The sequence below is a fragment of the Mycolicibacterium chlorophenolicum genome (assembly GCF_001044235.1).
In the GTDB taxonomy this organism is placed as follows: domain Bacteria; phylum Actinomycetota; class Actinomycetes; order Mycobacteriales; family Mycobacteriaceae; genus Mycobacterium; species Mycobacterium chlorophenolicum.
Map to the genome: position 1 here is coordinate 94437 of NZ_JYNL01000054.1, position 16397 is coordinate 110833.

A 16397-nucleotide genomic window follows, 5' to 3' on the forward strand; every position below is an offset into this window, starting at 1 on the left:
TTCAGGTCGCGTCTGTCGCCTGTCCCGTGTCTGGTTACTGGAGGCTCCCATGTCGATCGCCGAGAGCAGCATTCCCCTGGCCGTGCCCGTGCCCACCGGCGGCGATGACCCGACCAAGGTGGCGATGCTCGGGCTCACGTTCGACGACGTCCTGCTGTTGCCCGCGGCCTCCGATGTGATCCCCGCCACGGCCGACACCTCGAGTCAGCTGACCCGCAAGATCCGGCTGAAGGTGCCGCTGGTCAGCTCCGCGATGGACACCGTGACCGAGTCGCGGATGGCCATCGCGATGGCCCGCGCCGGCGGGATGGGCGTGCTGCACCGCAACCTGCCCGTGGCCGAGCAGGCCGGTGCCGTGGAGACCGTCAAGCGGTCCGAGGCCGGCATGGTGACCGACCCGGTGACCTGCTCGCCGGACAACACGCTGGCCGAGGTCGACGCGATGTGCGCGCGGTTCCGGATCTCCGGCCTGCCGGTCGTCGACGCCCACGGCGCCCTCGTCGGGATCATCACCAACCGCGACATGCGTTTCGAGGTCGACCAGTCCAAGGCCGTGGCCGAGGTGATGACCAAGGCGCCGTTGATCACCGCGCAGGAGGGCGTGTCCGCAGAGGCGGCGTTGGGTCTGTTGCGCCGCAACAAAATCGAGAAGCTGCCGATCGTCGACGGGCACGGCAAGCTCACCGGGCTCATCACGGTCAAGGACTTCGTCAAGACCGAGCAGTTCCCGTTGGCCACCAAGGACAGCGACGGGCGCCTGCTCGTCGGCGCCGCGGTCGGCGTCGGCGACGATGCGTGGGCGCGCGCCATGACGCTGACCGACGCCGGGGTCGACGTGCTGATCGTCGACACCGCCCACGCGCACAACCGCGGCGTGCTCGAGATGGTGCACCGGCTCAAGGTCACCGTCGGGGACCGGGTCGAGGTCGTCGGCGGCAACGTCGCCACCCGCGCGGCGGCCCTGGCGTTGGTCGAGGCGGGTGCCGACGCGGTCAAGGTGGGCGTCGGCCCGGGCTCGATCTGCACCACGCGCGTGGTGGCCGGTGTGGGCGCCCCTCAGATCACCGCGATCCTGGAGGCCGTCGCCGCGTGCGCGCCGCACGGCGTGCCGGTGATCGCCGACGGTGGGCTCCAGTACTCCGGCGACATCGCCAAGGCCCTGGCGGCCGGCGCGTCCACCGCGATGCTCGGGTCGCTGCTTGCCGGTACCGCCGAGTCGCCCGGTGAACTGATCTTCGTCAACGGCAAACAGTTCAAGAGCTACCGGGGTATGGGTTCGCTGGGCGCGATGCAGGGACGAGGCGCAGGTGGCAACCTGCGCGGCAGCTATTCGAAAGACCGCTATTTCCAGGACGATGTGCTCTCCGAGGACAAGCTGGTGCCCGAGGGCATCGAGGGCCGGGTGCCCTTCCGCGGCCCGCTGTCGCAGGTGATCCACCAGCTCGTCGGGGGTCTGCGCGCGGCGATGGGCTACACCGGTTCGGCCACCATCGAGCAGCTGCAGCAGGCACAATTCGTGCAGATCACCGCGGCCGGGCTCAAGGAGAGTCATCCCCACGACATCACGATGACGGTGGAAGCCCCCAACTACACCACCCGCTAGGGTCGTTGCGGGCTGAACAGGGGAGCGAGAAATGCGAGACATGGTCGAGATCGGCATGGGGCGGACGGCGCGACGTACCTACGAACTGGGTGACATCAACATCGTGCCGTCGCGGCGCACCCGCTCGTCCCAGGACGTATCGACGGCCTGGCAGCTCGACGCCTACCGCTTCGAGATCCCGGTGCTCGCCCATCCGACCGACGCGTTGGTGTCGCCGGAGTTCGCGATCGAGCTGGGACGCCAGGGTGGACTCGGAATTCTCAACGGTGAGGGCCTGATCGGGCGCCACGCCGACGTCGAGGCCCGCATCGCCGAGGTCATCGAGGCCGCGTCGAAGGAGCCCGACCCGTCGGCATCGATCCGCCTGCTGCAGCAATTGCATTCTGCGCCTTTGGATCCCGAGCTGCTGGGCGCAGCCGTCGCGCGGATCCGGGAGGCCGGGGTCACCACCGCGGTGCGTGTCTCGCCGCAGAACGCGCAGGCTCTGACGCCGACGCTGGTGGCGGCCGGCATCGACCTGCTGGTGATCCAGGGCACGATCATCTCGGCAGAGCGGGTCGCGCAGGACCGGGAGCCGCTGAACCTCAAGACCTTCATCTCCGAACTCGACGTGCCGGTGGTGGCGGGCGGCGTGCTCGACCACCGCACCGCGCTGCACCTGATGCGCACCGGCGCCGCGGGCGTCATCGTCGGATACGGCTCGACCACCGGGGTGACGACGTCCGACGAGGTGCTCGGCATCAGCGTGCCGATGGCCACCGCGATCGCCGACGCCGCCGCCGCGCGCCGGGAGTACCTCGACGAGACCGGCGGCCGGTACGTGCACGTGCTGGCCGACGGGGACATCCACACCTCCGGCGACCTGGCCAAGGCGATCGCATGCGGCGCCGACGCCGTGGTGCTCGGCACGCCGCTGGCCTCGGCCGCCGAGGCGCTGGGCGGGGGCTGGTTCTGGCCCGCCGCGGCGGCGCACCCGTCGCTCCCGCGCGGCGCGCTGCTGCAGGTGGCCGTCGGGGAACGTCCCACGCTCGAGCAGGTGCTGACCGGCCCGTCCGACGATCCGTTCGGCGCGCTCAACCTGGTCGGCGGCCTGCGCCGGTCGATGGCCAAGGCCGGCTACTGCGACCTCAAGGAATTCCAGAAGGTCGGTCTCACGGTCGGCAGCTGAGGGCTTCGGCGCCACAGTGCGTCGAGTGTGAAGCCATCGTCACGCTGGACGCCGAACGTGAAGCTGTCGTCACGCTGGGCGGCGCACCCCCGGCGGACCGGGCAGCCTTCGCGCACGCGCTGCGCGCACCCGGCGCACGATGTCGACCGGATCGTCTCCGGCGAGAACGCGCACGACGATCCACCCGCGCCGCCCGGCGAGCTCGAGCCGGCGGACGTCCCAGCGGTACTGCGACCGGCTCGTGCGGTGCTGTTCGCCGTCGTATTCCACGGCGACCTTGAGGTCTCGCCAGCCCATGTCGAGGTAGGCGACGATCGAGCCGGTGTCGCCGTACACCGGGATCTGCGTGGCCGGCCGCGGCAACCCGTCGTCGATCAGCAGCATCCGTAGCCACGTCTCCTTCGGCGACTGCGCACCCGCGTCAGCAGCCTGCGGGACCCGCCGGGCGGAGACGATTCCGCGTCGGCCGGGGTGCCGGTCGGCGAGGCCCTCTGCCTGGGTGACGTCGAGGCGGGTGGCGCGCAGCAGCGCGTCGACGGCGACCATCGCCTCCAGTCGCGGATGCCAGCACGCCAGGTCCAGCGCGGTGCGGGCCGGGGCCGTCACCGCCATGCCGTCGACGACCACGATGTCGTCATCGTCGACGCTGTCGCCGCGCACGCGCAGCCCCGGGAGGCGGTGCCGATTCTGATGGATCAGTTCCACCGGGTCAGTGGCATCGATCCAGTCGCTTCCGTGTAGCGCTGCGGCAGACTTTCCCGCCACGATCGCGGTCCCGCCGGACCACAGCCACCCCGCGCGGGCCCGCGTCGCCGCCGTCACCTCGGCGTCGGCGGCGATGTAGACGTCGCGGAACAGGCGCACGTGGTCGCGTCGCAATTCACTCCACGTCAGGCCGCCGGCCACCGCGTCGCTGCCCCTGAACGGTTCCCCCATAGGGCGGAGTGTGCCGACGGGGTCTGACAGGCCGCCGAGCGTGAAGGTGGCTTCACACTCGCGCTCGAGCGTGAAGGTGGCTTCACTCTCAGCGCGGAACATGAAAGCCGGGTGTGAAAGGGCTCACTTTACAAATTAGGCCGCCCTGTCTAGAGATCTACCCGCCGGTAAGTTCATAATGGTCGAATGCAGACCGACTACGACGTCGTCATCATCGGTTCCGGCTTCGGCGGCAGCGTCAGCGCGCTGCGCCTGACCGAGAAGGGCTACCGGGTCCTCGTGCTCGAGGCCGGCAAACGCTACGCCGACCCCGAGTTCGCCAAGACCTCGTGGAACCTGCGCAAGTTCCTGTGGGCGCCGCGGCTCGGCATGTTCGGCATCCAGCGCATCCACCTGCTCAACAACGTGATGATCCTGGCCGGCGCCGGGGTCGGCGGCGGCTCGCTGAACTACGCGAACACGCTGTACGTGCCCTCGGAGCCGTTCTTCAACGACCCGCAGTGGAAGGGCATCACCGACTGGCGCTCCGAGCTGCTGCCGCATTACGACCAGGCGCAGCGGATGCTGGGCGTCGTGACCAACCCGACGGTCACCGACGCCGACAAGATCATGCAGGAAGTCGCCGAAGACATGGGCTGCCGGGACACCTGGGTGCCGACGCCGGTCGGCGTGTTCTTCGGCCCCGACGGCGAGAAGACGCCCGGCAAGACCGTTCCCGACCCGTACTTCGGCGGCGCCGGGCCGGAGCGCACCGGCTGCATCGAGTGCGGCTCCTGCATGACGGGCTGCCGCTTCGGCGCCAAGAACACCCTGATCAAGAACTATCTCGGGTTGGCTGAGCGCGCCGGCGCGACGATCCGCCCGATGACCACGGTCACCGACTTCTCCCAGCGGCCCGACGGCACCTGGCAGATCCGCACCGTGCGGACCGGGAGCTGGCTGCGCCGCACCCGCCGCACCTTCACCGCGAACCAGGTGGTGCTCGCCGCCGGGACGTACGGCACGCAGCGGCTGCTGTTCAAGATGCGCGACAGCGGCCGGCTGCCCGAGCTGTCCGACCGCCTCGGGGTGCTGACCCGCACCAACTCGGAGTCGATCGTCGGCGCCGGCCGGCTGCGCGTCGACGACGACCTCGACCTCACCCACGGCGTGGCGATCACCTCGTCGATCCACCCGACCTCCGACACCCATGTCGAGCCGTGCCGCTACGGCAAGGGCTCCAACGCGATGGGGCTGCTGCAGACACTGATGACCGACGGCGCCGGTCCCGAGGGCAGCGACGTGCCGCGCTGGAAGCAGCTGATGCACATCGCCCGGGAGGACCCCAAGGGCACGATGCGGCTGCTCAACCCTCGCCGGTGGAGCGAGCGGACGATGATCGCGCTGGTCATGCAGAACCTGGACAACTCGATCACCACGTTCACCAAGCGCACCCGGCTGGGCTTCCGCCGGTACATGAGCACGCAGGGTCACGGGGAACCCAACCCGTCGTGGATCCCGGTGGGCAACGAGGTGACCCGCCGGATCGCCAAGAAGATCGACGGCGTCGCCGGCGGCACGTGGGGCGAGCTGTTCAACATTCCGCTCACCGCGCACTTCCTGGGCGGTGCGGTCATCGGCGAGAACCCCGAGCACGGCGTCATCGACCCGTACCACCGGGTGTACAACTACCCGACGCTGTCGGTGGTCGACGGCGCGGCGATCTCGGCGAATCTCGGTGTGAACCCGTCGCTTTCGATCACCGCACAGGCCGAGCGCGCCGCGTCGCTGTGGCCGAACAAGGGCGAGGAGGACCTGCGGCCCGCGCAGGGTCAGCCCTACCGTCGGATCACGCCGATCGCGCCCGCGCGTCCCGTGGTGCCCGCAGACGCGCCCGCCGCGCTGCGGCTGATCCCCATCGAGCCGGTGAGCTCGGCGGGCTGAGCCGGCCCCACTAGACTGTGCGGGTGGATTCTGCTGCTCCCCGCCCGGTACTGGTGGTCGACTTCGGTGCCCAGTACGCCCAGCTCATCGCCCGTCGGGTGCGTGAGGCGCGGGTGTTCTCCGAGGTCATCCCGCACACCGCGAGCGTCGACGAGATCAAGGCGCGCAACCCACGCGCCGTCGTGCTCTCGGGCGGGCCGGCCAGCGTGTACACCGACGGGGCGCCGCAGCTCGACCCGGCGCTGTTCGACCTCGACGTCCCGGTCTTCGGGATCTGCTACGGATTCCAGGCCATGGCGCAGGCGCTCGGCGGCACCGTCGCGCACACCGGCACCAGCGAATTCGGCCGCACCGAGCTGAAAGTCGTTGGTGGCGAGCTGCATTCCGATCTGCCCGAGACGCAGCCGGTGTGGATGAGCCACGGTGACGCGGTCACCGAGGCGCCGGCCGGGTTCGAGGTGGTCGCCACCAGTTCAGGCGCTCCGGTCGCGGCGTTCGAGAACAGGTCGCGGCGGCTGGCCGGCGTGCAGTACCACCCCGAGGTCATGCACAGCCCGCACGGGCAGCAGGTGCTCAGCCGCTTCCTGCACGAATTCGCGAGTATCGACGCGGCGTGGACGCCGGCCAACATCGCCGACGCGCTCGTCGAACAGGTGCGCGCCCAGATCGGCGACGGACGCGCGATCTGCGGGTTGTCCGGCGGCGTGGACTCCGCGGTCGCGGCGGCGCTGGTGCAGCGCGCCATCGGCGACCGGCTCACTTGCGTTTTCGTCGACCACGGTCTGCTGCGCGCCGGGGAGCGCGCCCAGGTGCAGCGCGACTTCGTCGCCGCGACGGGGGCGAACCTCGTCACCGTCGACGTGGCCGACCGCTTTCTCGAGGCGCTGTCCGGGGTCACCAATCCCGAAGGCAAGCGCAAGATCATCGGCCGCGAGTTCATCCGGGCGTTCGAGGGCGCCGTGCGCGACGCGCTGGGCGCGGCCGAAGGGGACGTCGAATTCCTGGTGCAGGGCACGCTGTATCCCGACGTCGTGGAATCCGGCGGCGGCGCGGGAACGGCGAACATCAAGAGCCACCACAATGTCGGCGGCTTGCCCGGTGACCTGAAGTTCCGGCTCGTCGAGCCGCTGCGCCTGCTGTTCAAGGACGAGGTGCGCGCGGTGGGCCGGGAGCTCGGACTTCCCGAGGACATCGTTGCGCGCCAACCTTTCCCGGGGCCCGGGTTGGGGATCCGGATCGTCGGTGAGGTCACCGCGGACCGGCTCGACACGCTGCGCCGTGCCGACGCGATCGCCCGCGAGGAACTGACCTCGGCCGGGCTGGACCACCAGATCTGGCAGTGCCCGGTGGTGCTGCTGGCCGACGTCCGGTCGGTGGGGGTGCAGGGCGACGGCCGCACCTACGGACATCCGATCGTGCTGCGCCCGGTCTCCAGCGAGGACGCGATGACCGCCGACTGGACCCGGGTGCCCTACGAAGTGCTGGAACGGATCTCGACGCGCATCACCAACGAGGTGCGCGAGGTGAACCGGGTGGTGCTCGACGTCACCAGCAAGCCGCCCGGCACCATCGAATGGGAGTAATGTCTCCAATTCCCGTGCGGAAATGACGAGTCTTGTCATAATTCCGTCATGATCAGCCGGGGCCGCATCGTCGCTGTCGTGATCGCTGTCGTGACCGCCGTTCTCGGCGTGGCCCTTCCGGCGCACGCGCAGCCGCAGGGCGCGCACATCACCGGCATCGAACACGTCAACGACCGGTGGGACAAGGTCTCGGTGTTCTCCCCGTCGATGAACAAGGTCATCGTCAACGACGTGTTCAAGGCCCCGAAAGCCGGGGCGCCCACCTTCTACCTGCTGCCCGGCATCGACGGCGGCGACGATCTCGACGGTCCCCGGCCGCCGGGGACCAAGAGCTGGTTCGGAATGACCGACATCCAGGGCTTTTTCGCGAACAAGAACGTCAACGTGGTCTCCCCGCTGGGGGGTGCGTTCAGCTGGTACACCGACTGGGTCGCCGACCCGGGCAAGCAGTATCAGACCTACATGACGCGCGAACTGCCGCCGCTGATCAACGCCGAGTACAAGACCAACGGGCGCAACGCCGTCGGCGGGTTGTCGAGCACTGGCGGCACCGCCGTCGACTACGCGGTCCAGGCGCCCGGCCTCTATCGGGCCGTCGGCTCCTACAGCGGTTTCCTCACCCCGGCGGACAACGCCCAGCAGGTGGCGTTGACGCTGGGGTCCGGAGGCGCGAGTGCCGACGCGATGTGGGGTCCGCCCGGCGGCCCGCTGTGGATCGCGCACGATCCTTCGAAGAACGTCGCGAAGCTGGCGGGCACGGCGGTGTATGTGGCGGCGTCGGGCTCGGGCAACGTGGGCGCGGTGGACCGGTTGCCCGACGGGTTCGGGCCGAACATCACCGGTGGTTTCATCGAGCGCATCATCGCCGACAGCACCCGGGTGTTCGCCGATTCCGCTGCGGCGGCGGGCATTCCGATCACCTACATCGTGCGCCCGGACGGCTCGCACACCTGGGGGCTCTTCGAGTCCGAGATGCAGGAGTCCTGGAACACCACGATCGGGCCGGCGCTGGGCGCCTAGGGCCTGCTCACTCTGCGCCGGCTTCGGTGTTCTTCTCGACGAGATCGCCCAGCATCTGCGCGACGGTCGTCTCGACGGCGGTCTCGATCGAGAACGCCAGGGTGGCGGCGACGGCGGTGACGGCCTGGGTGCGGAACCGCACCAGGGTGGTGATCAGTTCGGCGACCTTGACGTCGTCGGGCATCGCGGCGCCCGGGTTGATCTTGTCGAGCACCTCGTCGAGGCCGGCCTGCACGAGGATCGCACTGATCTGATCGAGCAGAGGGCTGACCTGCTCGTGGATGTCGATGAGCTTGTCGTACGCGACGCCGTACCGGTGGATCTCGGTGAACGCGTCGACCAGGGTGGGCCGCACGACGGTGGCGTGCTCCTGCTCGACCCGGATGATCTCGAGCGCGACGAGCCGCGTGAAGGCGCCGTCGTCGTCGATCAGCCGCCGCGCCTCGGCCAGCGCCATCCGTTGCGGCTTCTCGGTGGCCCAGCTGCCCGCGATCGCCGACTCCAGACCGAGCATGTCGCCCAGATCCTTGCCCTGCTCCCACGTCGAGAGCATCTCGTGCACGTGCGCGAGGTTGTACCCGCGGTCGAGCAACGAGGTGATCAGCCGCAGCCGGGTCAGATGGGTGTCGTTGAACAGCGCGATCCGGCCGACCCGCAGCGGCGGATGGAGCAGCCCGCGGTCCCGGTAGACGCGGATGTTGCGGGTGGTGGTGCCGGCCAGCCGGGCCAGTTCGTCGATGCGGTACTCGCCGGATTCCGCGGCGCCGTGCGGCTGCACCGCGGCGTCGAACAACTGCGAGACCGCGGTCTCGACGACGTCGCGGGAACCGCGCCGGATGCGGCGCAGGATGGTCGGAATCGGTCCGCTGGACTTCGGCTGGGACATCCCGGGGTGCTCAGGCAGTGGAGGTGACGGCGCGTGCCCGCACCTCGTGTGCCACCGCGTGATAGTCGTCGAGCCGGAATTGGCGCATCTGTCGAAGATACTGCGTCGCCAGCCCCGGGTACATCGACGCATTGAACCCGTCGGCGGTCAGATACCAGCTGCGGCAGCCCGACATCCAGGTCGTCCTGGTCAACCGCTGCTGGATCGCGGCGTTGTAGCGGCGCTGCGTGTCGGCGCGGACGTCGAGGTAGCGCAGGTTCTGGCCCAGGATCGTGGTGACGGCGCTGACCGCGTAGTCGATCTGGCCCTCGATGTACACGAGCAGGGAATTGTGCCCCGGTCCGGAGTTGGGGCCGGTCATGAAGAACAGGTTCGGGAAGCCGTGCGCGCTGGCGCTCTTGAAGGCCTCGGCGTGATCCGCCCACTCCTGCTGCAGCGAACGGCCGCCCAGCCCGGTGACCGGGAACGGCGGCCCCGACAGGTGCACGTCGTATCCGGTGGCGAACACGATCGCGTCGAGATGGTGTTCGACGCCGTCGCTGGTGCGGATGCCGGCCGGGCTGATCGTGGCGATCGGCCAGTCGATGAGCTTGCAGTTGTCGCGCTGCAGCGCGGGGTAGTAGTCGTTGGAGATCAGCATGCGTTTGCAGCCCGGCGTGAAGCCGGGGGTGAGCTGCCGGCGCAGCCAGGCGTCCTTCACCGTCGCCCGCAGGTGCGCCTTGCCCAGTGCGGCGACCAACCCGCTCAGCGGCGTGTTCCACACCAGCGCTGCCGCGCACGCCTCGTGTCCCCAGAACAGTGCCTGACGTGCCAGCTCCTGTGCGGCAGGCACTTTGGCGAACAGGGCTTGGACCGACGCGGGCATCTCGACGTCCGGGCGGGGCAGCACCCAGCCCGGGGTGCGCTGGAACACCTTGACGAAGGCCGCCGTCTTGACCAGTTCCGGCACGATCTGCACGGCGCTGGCGCCGGTGCCGATCACCGCCACCCGCTTGCCGGTGACGTCGAAGTCGTGATCCCAGGCCGCGCTGTGGATCGTGCGGCCCCGGTAGGTGTCGATGCCGCGGATGTCGGGCAGCTTGTGGTCGGCCAGCGGTCCGGCGGCCAAAACGACGGTGCGGGCCGCGAAGCGCTTGCGGCCCTTCGTCGTCGCGGTCCACACGCCGGCTCGCTCGTCGAAGCTCAGGCCGGTGATCTCGGTGTCGAACCGGATCAGCGGCCGCAGCCCGTGCCGGTCGGTCAGCTCTTCGATGTGGGCGTAGATCTCGCCGCCCGACGGGTACATCCGTGACCAGGTGGGGTTGTCGGCGAACGAGAACGAGTACAGCATCGTCGGGATGTCGCAGGCGACGCCGGGATAGGTGTTGTCCCGCCAGGTGCCGCCGACGCGGTCGCTGCGTTCGACGATCACGACGTCGTCGACACCGGCCTGGCGCAGTTTGACCGCGGCGCCCAGTCCGGAGAAGCCGGCGCCGACGATCAGGGTGTCATGGATGCGGGGTCGGGCCACGGGTCAGGCCGCCGGCTCGTGGGTGAGTTCCTTGAACCAGCTGGGGATCGGTTTGAGCAGGGAGCGGGGATAGAAGTCCGACAGCCGGACCATCGTGTTGGCCAGCAGGTGGTAGGGATGGCGCGGGTTGACGACGACCGCGGCGTGACGCTTGAGAACCTGATAGGTCGGTACCCGCCAGGTGTTCTCGCCTCGCTCGCCGAGAGACTTGAAGCGCAGCATCGCCTGGTGCAGGCGGTCGGGTTCCAGGCCCATCGCCGCGATCTCGTCGACCACCCGGTTCAGCAGCGGGATGTACATCAGCGCGCCGATGATCAGGCTCGGCGAGGCGACGGTGCCGACGAACTCGATGGCCAGCCGCCGCACGTCGGCGTGACCGATCATGTCGAGAACCGCGAAATCGACCACCAGATGCCGGGATTCGTCGTTGTTGATCTTCTCGAACACCTGATGGCAGACGGGATCGTCGACCTCCTCGAGCAGGAACTTCAGCAGCGCGCCGTCGAGTGCCACCTCCAGCATCGGGATCACGGTGCCCAGGATCGACAGCGACATGCCGTCGGCGTAGCGGTCCAGCCAGTCCATCGCCAGCCGGATGTTGACGTTCGGTTCGGGCATCTCGCCGTCGTCGAGCATGCCCCACCGCTTCATCAGCGCCAGTTCGGCATTGGCGTGCCGCTGCTCCTCGGCGTGGAAGTAGCGGTAGATCTCGGCGATCGTCGGGGTGGGCGCCTTCTTGGCCAGCGCGGCGAACCCGCGTGCGCCGATGTTCTCGATCCAGCACAGGTCGGCCATGAACGCCTTGAGTTTGGGCCGCTGTTCGTCGGTGATCCTCTCCGCACCGGTTGCGGCCCAGTCGATGTCGGCCAGCGCCCACTGCCGGTCCTTGATCTTCGCCAGCATGGCGTCCATGTCGATCGATGCGGTGGCCATGGTGATCCTCTCAGGTGGTGACGCGGGTGACCAGACCGGCGGCGCGGGTGTACACCGTCGGGGTGAAACGTTTGATGCCCCAGCCGATTCGGGCCTCGGGTTGCGGCATGCAGTAGAGCCCGCCGCGGTCGAGGGTGTCCAGGCACGTGCGGGCGACGCGCTGGGGCGAGAAGCCGATCCAGCGCATCAGGTTGTCGGCGAGCTGGGTGGATCGGTCCGAGATCCGGCCTGCGCCGACGATATTGGTCTTCACGAACGTCGGGCACAGCACGGTGACATTGACGCCGGTGCCGGCGAGTTCGGCGGCCAGCGTCTCCGACAGGGACAGCGTGCCGGCCTTGCTGACGTTGTAGGCGGCCATGCCGGGCGCGGCGCCGAACGCCGCGGCGGAGGCGACGTTGATGATGCCCGCGGGCCGGCCGGCGTCGCGCAGGATCGGGGCGAACACGTGACAGCCGTGGATCGGGCCCCACAGGTTGATCCCCAGCACCCATCGCCAGTCGGCGAGGTCGGTCTCGCCGATCGGTGCCCCGCCCGCGCCGACCCCGGCGTTGTTGACCACCAGTGTCGGCGCTCCGCCGAACCAGGAGTGTGCGGCCTCGGCCAGCCGGTACACGTCGTCGACATCGGTGACGTCGCAGCGGACGGCCTGTGCGGTCCCGCCGTCGGCGACCAGGGCATCGGCGGTCGCCTGGGCGGCGTCGAGGTCGATGTCACTGCACAGCACCCGGCCGCCGCGGCGGGCGAGCTCGGCGGCGAACGCGGCGCCGATGCCACTGCCCGCTCCGGTGATCACCGCGTCGGCGCGGTGGCTGCGTCGGGAACCGAACAGTCCCATGTCAGCCGGCCTGTTCGACGGCGTTGTCGGCCAGGACGTCGGTGACGAACGCGGCGACGACGCGCATCGCGGGCACCGCCTCGGGGATCAGCCGCGGCAGCGCCTGGAAGACGTGGACCTGGTCGGGCCAGAGCTGCAGATGGGCGCGGCCGCCGGCGGCGCGCAGATCCTCGGCGAGCGCGATCGCGTCGGCGGCGAGCATCTCGGCCTCACCGGCCTGGATCAGCGTCGGTGGCAGCGGTCGGCCGCCGGCGACGTCGAGGGTCAGCCGGGGATGGGCGGATTCGGTTCCGGTGCAATACAAGTCGACAAGTCGGATGGCGTGGTGCGAACGCATGGTGGGGTCGGGACGGGTGCGTTCCCGCGACCGGGCCAGGGTGAACGTCAGGTCCACCAGCGGCGACATCAGCACCACGCCGGCGGGGTGGCGGACGTCGGGCTGGAGCAGCAGGTCGACGCCGAGGTGGCCGCCTGCGGAGTCACCGGCCAGCACGATGCGGTCGGGCGCGATCCCGCAGTGCCCGGTCAGCCAGTCCCAGCCGTGACGGACATCGTCTGCGGCGGTGGGGAACCGGTGCCGCGGCGCCAGACGGTAGTCGATGCTGAAGACGCCGACTCCGGTCAGCCGGGAGAGCCAGGAGACCAGCCGTCGGTGGGTGCGGGTCGAGCACAGGACGTAGCCGCTGCCGTGCACGAAGTAGATCGCCCGGGAGGTGTCGCGGGGAACGCCCGCGCCCCAGACCCATTCGCCTTTCACGCGGTGCCCGTCGGGGGTGCGGACGTCGACCGGCTCGACCCGGGTCCCGGCCAGGGACGGTCCGAAGGTGTCCATCAGGCGGGCGACGATCTGACGTGAGGTCCACAGCCCCCACTGCCGGCCGGGCGGGATCACGAGGCTGAGTTGGCGCAGCGTCAGGCCGGAGAGCGCGGCGGCGCCGCGAGATCGCCAGGAGCCGCGCTGCGGCAGCGCGGCTGCCGTCTCTGCGTTGAGCACGGATCGGATACAACGCCCAATGATGACATTTGTCAATGACACTATTCGGCAGTGTCACGGTTGCGCCGGTTGACGTTGTCGGTGGCCCGGTGTTTACTGGCGTGATCGAACACATATTCGAACACAGGGTGAGGCCGATGATGTGCAAGGTGCTGTTGTGACGGGGGTGAAAGCACTGGATCGACCCCCGATCACCCGCGCTGAGCAGCTGGAACAGCTTCGTCGGCAGATGGCGGCGGTGTCGGGGAAAGTGGGCACCGGCCGCCGTCCGGAGCCCGCGGCGGCAGCGGAGCCCGCGGCTTTTTCGCCCCCGGATTCTTTGCTGCCGATGCCCGATTCGCTGTCCTTGCCTCGGGGAACCGTGGCAATTCTGTCGGGCGCGCGGTCGCTGGAGTTGAGCATCGTGGCCGCCGTGACGGCCGAGGGGGGCCATGTCGCGATCATCGGCCAGCCCGACGTCGGCTTGCTCGCGGCGGTGGAGATGGGGGCAGACCTGAGCCGGATCGCGGTGATCCCGGAGCCGGGCGCCGACCCTGTCGAGGTGGCCGCGGTCCTGATGGACGGGATGGATCTGGTGGTCCTCGGCCTGGGGGGCCGGTCGGTCCCGCCGTCCCGGGCCCGGGCGGTGGTGGCCCGCGCCCGTCAGCGCGGGTGCACGCTGCTCGTAACGGACGGGAACTGGCAGGGGGCCTCGGCCCGGCTGGAGGCGAAGGTCAGCGGCTACGACATCGCCGGTGCCGGTGGCGGGACGCCCACGCCGGGGTGCGGCCGGATCAGCCGGGTGCGGCTGGCGATGCGGACCCGGGGACGTGCGACCCGGCCGGCCCGTGCGGTGAACGGCTAGATGTCCGCGTCCAGGGTGCTGGCGCTCTGGTGCATGGACTGGCCTGCTGTCGCCGCCGCGGCGGCGGCCGGGCTGCCGCCGACGGTGCCGGTCGCGGTGACCCTGGCCAACCGGGTGGTCGCGTGTTCGGCGGCCGCGCGGGCGGCGGGGGTGCGGCGCGGGCTGCGGCGGCGGGAATCGCAGGCGCGCTGCCCGGAACTGCACGTCGTCACCGCCGACCCTGCCCGCGACGCGCGGCATTTCGAACATGTCACGACGGCCGTCGACGACCTGGTGCCCCGGGCGGAGGTGCTCCGGCCGGGGCTGCTGGCGCTGACGGTGCGGGGGGCGGCGCGGTACTTCGGCTCCGAACAGGCCACCGCCGAACGGCTGGTCGACGCTGTGGCCGCGGTGGGCGCCGAATGCCAGGTCGGCATCGCCGATCAGCTGCCCACGGCGGTCTTCGCCGCCAGGGCGGGCCGGATCATCGACCCGGGTGGGGATGCGGAGTTCCTGTCCGGGCTCTCCATCCGGCAGCTGGCCACCGAACCCAGCCTGGCCTCCGGGAGCCGGGCGGACCTGGTCGATCTGTTGTGGCGCATGGGTATTCGGACGATCGGACAGTTCGCCGAGCTGTCCCGCAGCGATGTGGCCTCCCGCTTCGGGGTCGATGCGGTGGCCGCCCACCGCCTGGCGCGGGGGGAGCCGGGCCGCGGACCGTCGGGCCGCGACCCCGAGCAGGAACTCGATGCCGTGCTGGACTGCGATCCGCCCATCGACCGGGTGGATGCGGCCGCCTTCGCGGGGCGGTCGCTCGCGGGCCGGTTGCACCGCACCCTCGAGGCCGCTGGCGTGGGATGCACCCGGCTGGCCATCCACGCGGTGACCGCCACCGGCGCCGAGCTCGAACGTGTCTGGCGCTGTGCCGAACCGCTGACCGAGGACGCCACCGCCGACCGGGTGCGCTGGCAACTCGACGGCTGGCTGAACCGCCGTCGTCCCGACGAGCGGCCCGGAGCGCCGATCACCGTGCTGCGGCTGCGCCCGGTGGAGGTGGTGTCGGCCGAGGCGCTGCAGCTGCCTCTGTGGGGCGGGATCGGGGAGGAGGACAGATTGCGCGCGCGGCGGGCGCTGGTGCGGGTGCAGGGGCTGCTCGGTCCCGACGCGGTGAAGGTTCCGGTCCTCAGTGGGGGTCGGGGTCCGGCCGAGCGCATCACGCTGACCCCGCTCGGCGATGAGCTGGTGCCCTGCGCGGATCCCGCGGCGCCCTGGCCCGGGCAGCTGCCCGAGCCGTCACCGACGGTGCTGCTCGACGATCCGGTCGAATTGCTCGACGAGGCGGGTGATCCGGTGCGGGTCACCTCCCGTGGACTGTTCTCGGCCACCCCCGCCCGGCTGGACGCGCCCGGGCGGTCGGGCCGGCTGTCGTGGTGGACCGGGCCGTGGCCCGTCGACGAACGCTGGTGGGACACCGCGGCGTCCCCGAGTGGCCGGACGGCGCGGGCCCAGGTGCTGGTCGGCGGCGACCGCGACCAGGGGGAGGCCCTGCTGCTGTGCTACCGCCAGCGACGGTGGTACGTCGAAGGCCGGTATGAGTGAGGACACAATTGATTGTGCACAATTAAATTGTGTCCTACAGTCTGTGGCATGACCACGCTCGCCCTCGACGACCACCTGTGCTTCGCGCTGTACTCCGCGTCGCGGGCGATGACGGCGGCGTACCGGCCCCTGCTGGCCGAGCTGGGGCTGACCTACCCCCAGTACCTCGCCCTGTTGGTGCTGCGCGAGGAAGGCCGGGTGTCGGTCGGTCACCTCGGTGAGCGCCTGCAGCTGGATTCAGGGACCCTGTCGCCGCTGCTCAAGCGGATGGAGGCCGGCGGCATCGTCCGGCGGGAGCGCAGCACCGACGACGAGCGCCAGGTCGAGGTGACCCTCACCGCGGCGGGCCGGCGGACAGCCGCCAAGGCCGAGTGCATCCCCGAAAAGCTCTTTCCGGCAACCGGATTGACCGTCACGCAGGCTGTCGACCTTCGTGAGGCGATCCACACGCTCACGCAGACCCTTGTTCACAACAACGGAAAGGACTCTCAATGAAGAAGTCAAGCCGCGGCGGTGACCGGGGGTGAATCAGGTTGCCAGGTCCGGTTGTCACGGATGAGGGCGTAGAGAACGTTGGTGCG

At 70.1% G+C, this 16397-nt stretch carries 14 protein-coding genes; 8 read left to right on the forward strand and 6 right to left on the reverse strand.

What is annotated here, in order from left to right; translation table 11 throughout:
* The first annotated feature begins 49 nt into the window (after positions 1 to 49).
* Entirely contained in the window at positions 50 to 1603 is a 1554-nt protein-coding gene (gene guaB, locus MCHLDSM_RS21255; RefSeq protein ID WP_048471887.1) for an IMP dehydrogenase, read from the forward strand.
* A 40-nt stretch (positions 1604 to 1643) separates the two neighbouring features.
* Positions 1644 to 2771 carry a GuaB3 family IMP dehydrogenase-related protein gene (locus MCHLDSM_RS21260; protein ID WP_172506364.1) on the forward strand — a complete coding sequence of 376 codons (1128 nt, stop codon included), beginning with the start codon at positions 1644 to 1646 and terminating at the stop codon, positions 2769 to 2771.
* A gap of 69 nt (positions 2772 to 2840) precedes the next feature.
* Here MCHLDSM_RS21260 and MCHLDSM_RS21265 read toward each other — a convergent pair whose 3' ends face one another.
* Complete coding sequence (locus MCHLDSM_RS21265) at positions 2841 to 3707, reverse strand: type IV toxin-antitoxin system AbiEi family antitoxin (protein ID WP_048471910.1); 867 nt, start codon at positions 3705 to 3707, stop codon at positions 2841 to 2843.
* A gap of 186 nt (positions 3708 to 3893) precedes the next feature.
* Here MCHLDSM_RS21265 and MCHLDSM_RS21270 point away from each other — a divergent pair, with 186 nt between their 5' ends.
* Genes MCHLDSM_RS21270 through MCHLDSM_RS21280 form a run of 3 tightly spaced genes read left to right on the forward strand, consistent with a single transcriptional unit; the run spans position 3894 to position 8233 of the window.
* Positions 3894 to 5630 carry a GMC family oxidoreductase N-terminal domain-containing protein gene (locus MCHLDSM_RS21270; protein WP_048471888.1) on the forward strand — a complete coding sequence of 579 codons (1737 nt, stop codon included), beginning with the start codon at positions 3894 to 3896 and terminating at the stop codon, positions 5628 to 5630.
* A 23-nt stretch (positions 5631 to 5653) separates the two neighbouring features.
* A complete protein-coding gene (gene guaA / locus MCHLDSM_RS21275) occupies positions 5654 to 7213 on the forward strand; it encodes a glutamine-hydrolyzing GMP synthase (protein ID WP_048471889.1) in 1560 nt (519 codons plus the stop codon).
* 48 nt (positions 7214 to 7261) lie between these two features.
* Positions 7262 to 8233, forward strand: coding sequence for an alpha/beta hydrolase (locus MCHLDSM_RS21280; protein ID WP_048471890.1), 972 nt, complete (start codon positions 7262 to 7264; stop codon positions 8231 to 8233).
* A gap of 7 nt (positions 8234 to 8240) precedes the next feature.
* On the opposite strand, the gene MCHLDSM_RS21285 is transcribed toward MCHLDSM_RS21280, so the two are convergent.
* From MCHLDSM_RS21285 to MCHLDSM_RS21305, 5 genes are read right to left on the reverse strand one after another with little or no spacing between them, the layout of a single operon-like run.
* Positions 8241 to 9119 (reverse strand): MerR family transcriptional regulator, encoded by an 879-nt coding sequence (locus tag MCHLDSM_RS21285; protein WP_048471891.1) that lies wholly within the window; start codon positions 9117 to 9119, stop codon positions 8241 to 8243.
* A 10-nt stretch (positions 9120 to 9129) separates the two neighbouring features.
* Positions 9130 to 10629, reverse strand: a complete 1500-nt coding sequence (locus MCHLDSM_RS21290; RefSeq protein ID WP_048471892.1) for a flavin-containing monooxygenase — start codon at positions 10627 to 10629, stop codon at positions 9130 to 9132.
* A gap of 3 nt (positions 10630 to 10632) precedes the next feature.
* Positions 10633 to 11562, reverse strand: a complete 930-nt coding sequence (locus MCHLDSM_RS21295) for a hypothetical protein (protein WP_048471893.1) — start codon at positions 11560 to 11562, stop codon at positions 10633 to 10635.
* Positions 11563 to 11572: 10 nt separating this feature from the next.
* Positions 11573 to 12400: an SDR family NAD(P)-dependent oxidoreductase gene (locus MCHLDSM_RS21300; protein WP_082169003.1), complete on the reverse strand. Its 828-nt coding sequence runs from the start codon at positions 12398 to 12400 to the stop codon at positions 11573 to 11575.
* A 1-nt stretch (position 12401) separates the two neighbouring features.
* A complete protein-coding gene (locus MCHLDSM_RS21305; RefSeq protein ID WP_174546024.1) occupies positions 12402 to 13394 on the reverse strand; it encodes an alpha/beta hydrolase in 993 nt (330 codons plus the stop codon).
* Positions 13395 to 13551: 157 nt separating this feature from the next.
* Here MCHLDSM_RS21305 and MCHLDSM_RS21310 point away from each other — a divergent pair, with 157 nt between their 5' ends.
* The 3 genes from MCHLDSM_RS21310 to MCHLDSM_RS21320 are packed head-to-tail and all read left to right on the forward strand — an operon-like array spanning position 13552 to position 16311.
* Positions 13552 to 14238 carry a DnaE2-dependent mutagenesis accessory factor ImuA' gene (locus tag MCHLDSM_RS21310; protein ID WP_048471894.1) on the forward strand — a complete coding sequence of 229 codons (687 nt, stop codon included), beginning with the start codon at positions 13552 to 13554 and terminating at the stop codon, positions 14236 to 14238.
* Positions 14239 to 15816 carry a DNA polymerase Y family protein gene (locus MCHLDSM_RS21315; protein WP_048471895.1) on the forward strand — a complete coding sequence of 526 codons (1578 nt, stop codon included), beginning with the start codon at positions 14239 to 14241 and terminating at the stop codon, positions 15814 to 15816. It begins immediately after the preceding gene.
* Positions 15817 to 15864: 48 nt separating this feature from the next.
* Positions 15865 to 16311, forward strand: a complete 447-nt coding sequence (locus MCHLDSM_RS21320; protein ID WP_048471896.1) for a MarR family winged helix-turn-helix transcriptional regulator — start codon at positions 15865 to 15867, stop codon at positions 16309 to 16311.
* The last annotated feature ends 86 nt before the right edge of the window (positions 16312 to 16397 follow it).

Coding starts and splice junctions, on each gene's coding strand:
- guaB (WP_048471887.1), top strand. CDS start 50: ATGTCGATCGCCGAGAGCAGCATTCCCCTGGCCGTGCCCGTGCCCACC.
- MCHLDSM_RS21260 (WP_172506364.1), top strand. CDS start 1,644: ATGGTCGAGATCGGCATGGGGCGGACGGCGCGACGTACCTACGAACTG.
- MCHLDSM_RS21265 (WP_048471910.1), bottom strand. CDS start 3,707: ATGGGGGAACCGTTCAGGGGCAGCGACGCGGTGGCCGGCGGCCTGACG.
- MCHLDSM_RS21270 (WP_048471888.1), top strand. CDS start 3,894: ATGCAGACCGACTACGACGTCGTCATCATCGGTTCCGGCTTCGGCGGC.
- MCHLDSM_RS21280 (WP_048471890.1), top strand. CDS start 7,262: ATGATCAGCCGGGGCCGCATCGTCGCTGTCGTGATCGCTGTCGTGACC.
- MCHLDSM_RS21285 (WP_048471891.1), bottom strand. CDS start 9,119: ATGTCCCAGCCGAAGTCCAGCGGACCGATTCCGACCATCCTGCGCCGC.
- MCHLDSM_RS21295 (WP_048471893.1), bottom strand. CDS start 11,562: ATGGCCACCGCATCGATCGACATGGACGCCATGCTGGCGAAGATCAAG.
- MCHLDSM_RS21300 (WP_082169003.1), bottom strand. CDS start 12,400: ATGGGACTGTTCGGTTCCCGACGCAGCCACCGCGCCGACGCGGTGATC.
- MCHLDSM_RS21315 (WP_048471895.1), top strand. CDS start 14,239: ATGTCCGCGTCCAGGGTGCTGGCGCTCTGGTGCATGGACTGGCCTGCT.
- MCHLDSM_RS21320 (WP_048471896.1), top strand. CDS start 15,865: ATGACCACGCTCGCCCTCGACGACCACCTGTGCTTCGCGCTGTACTCC.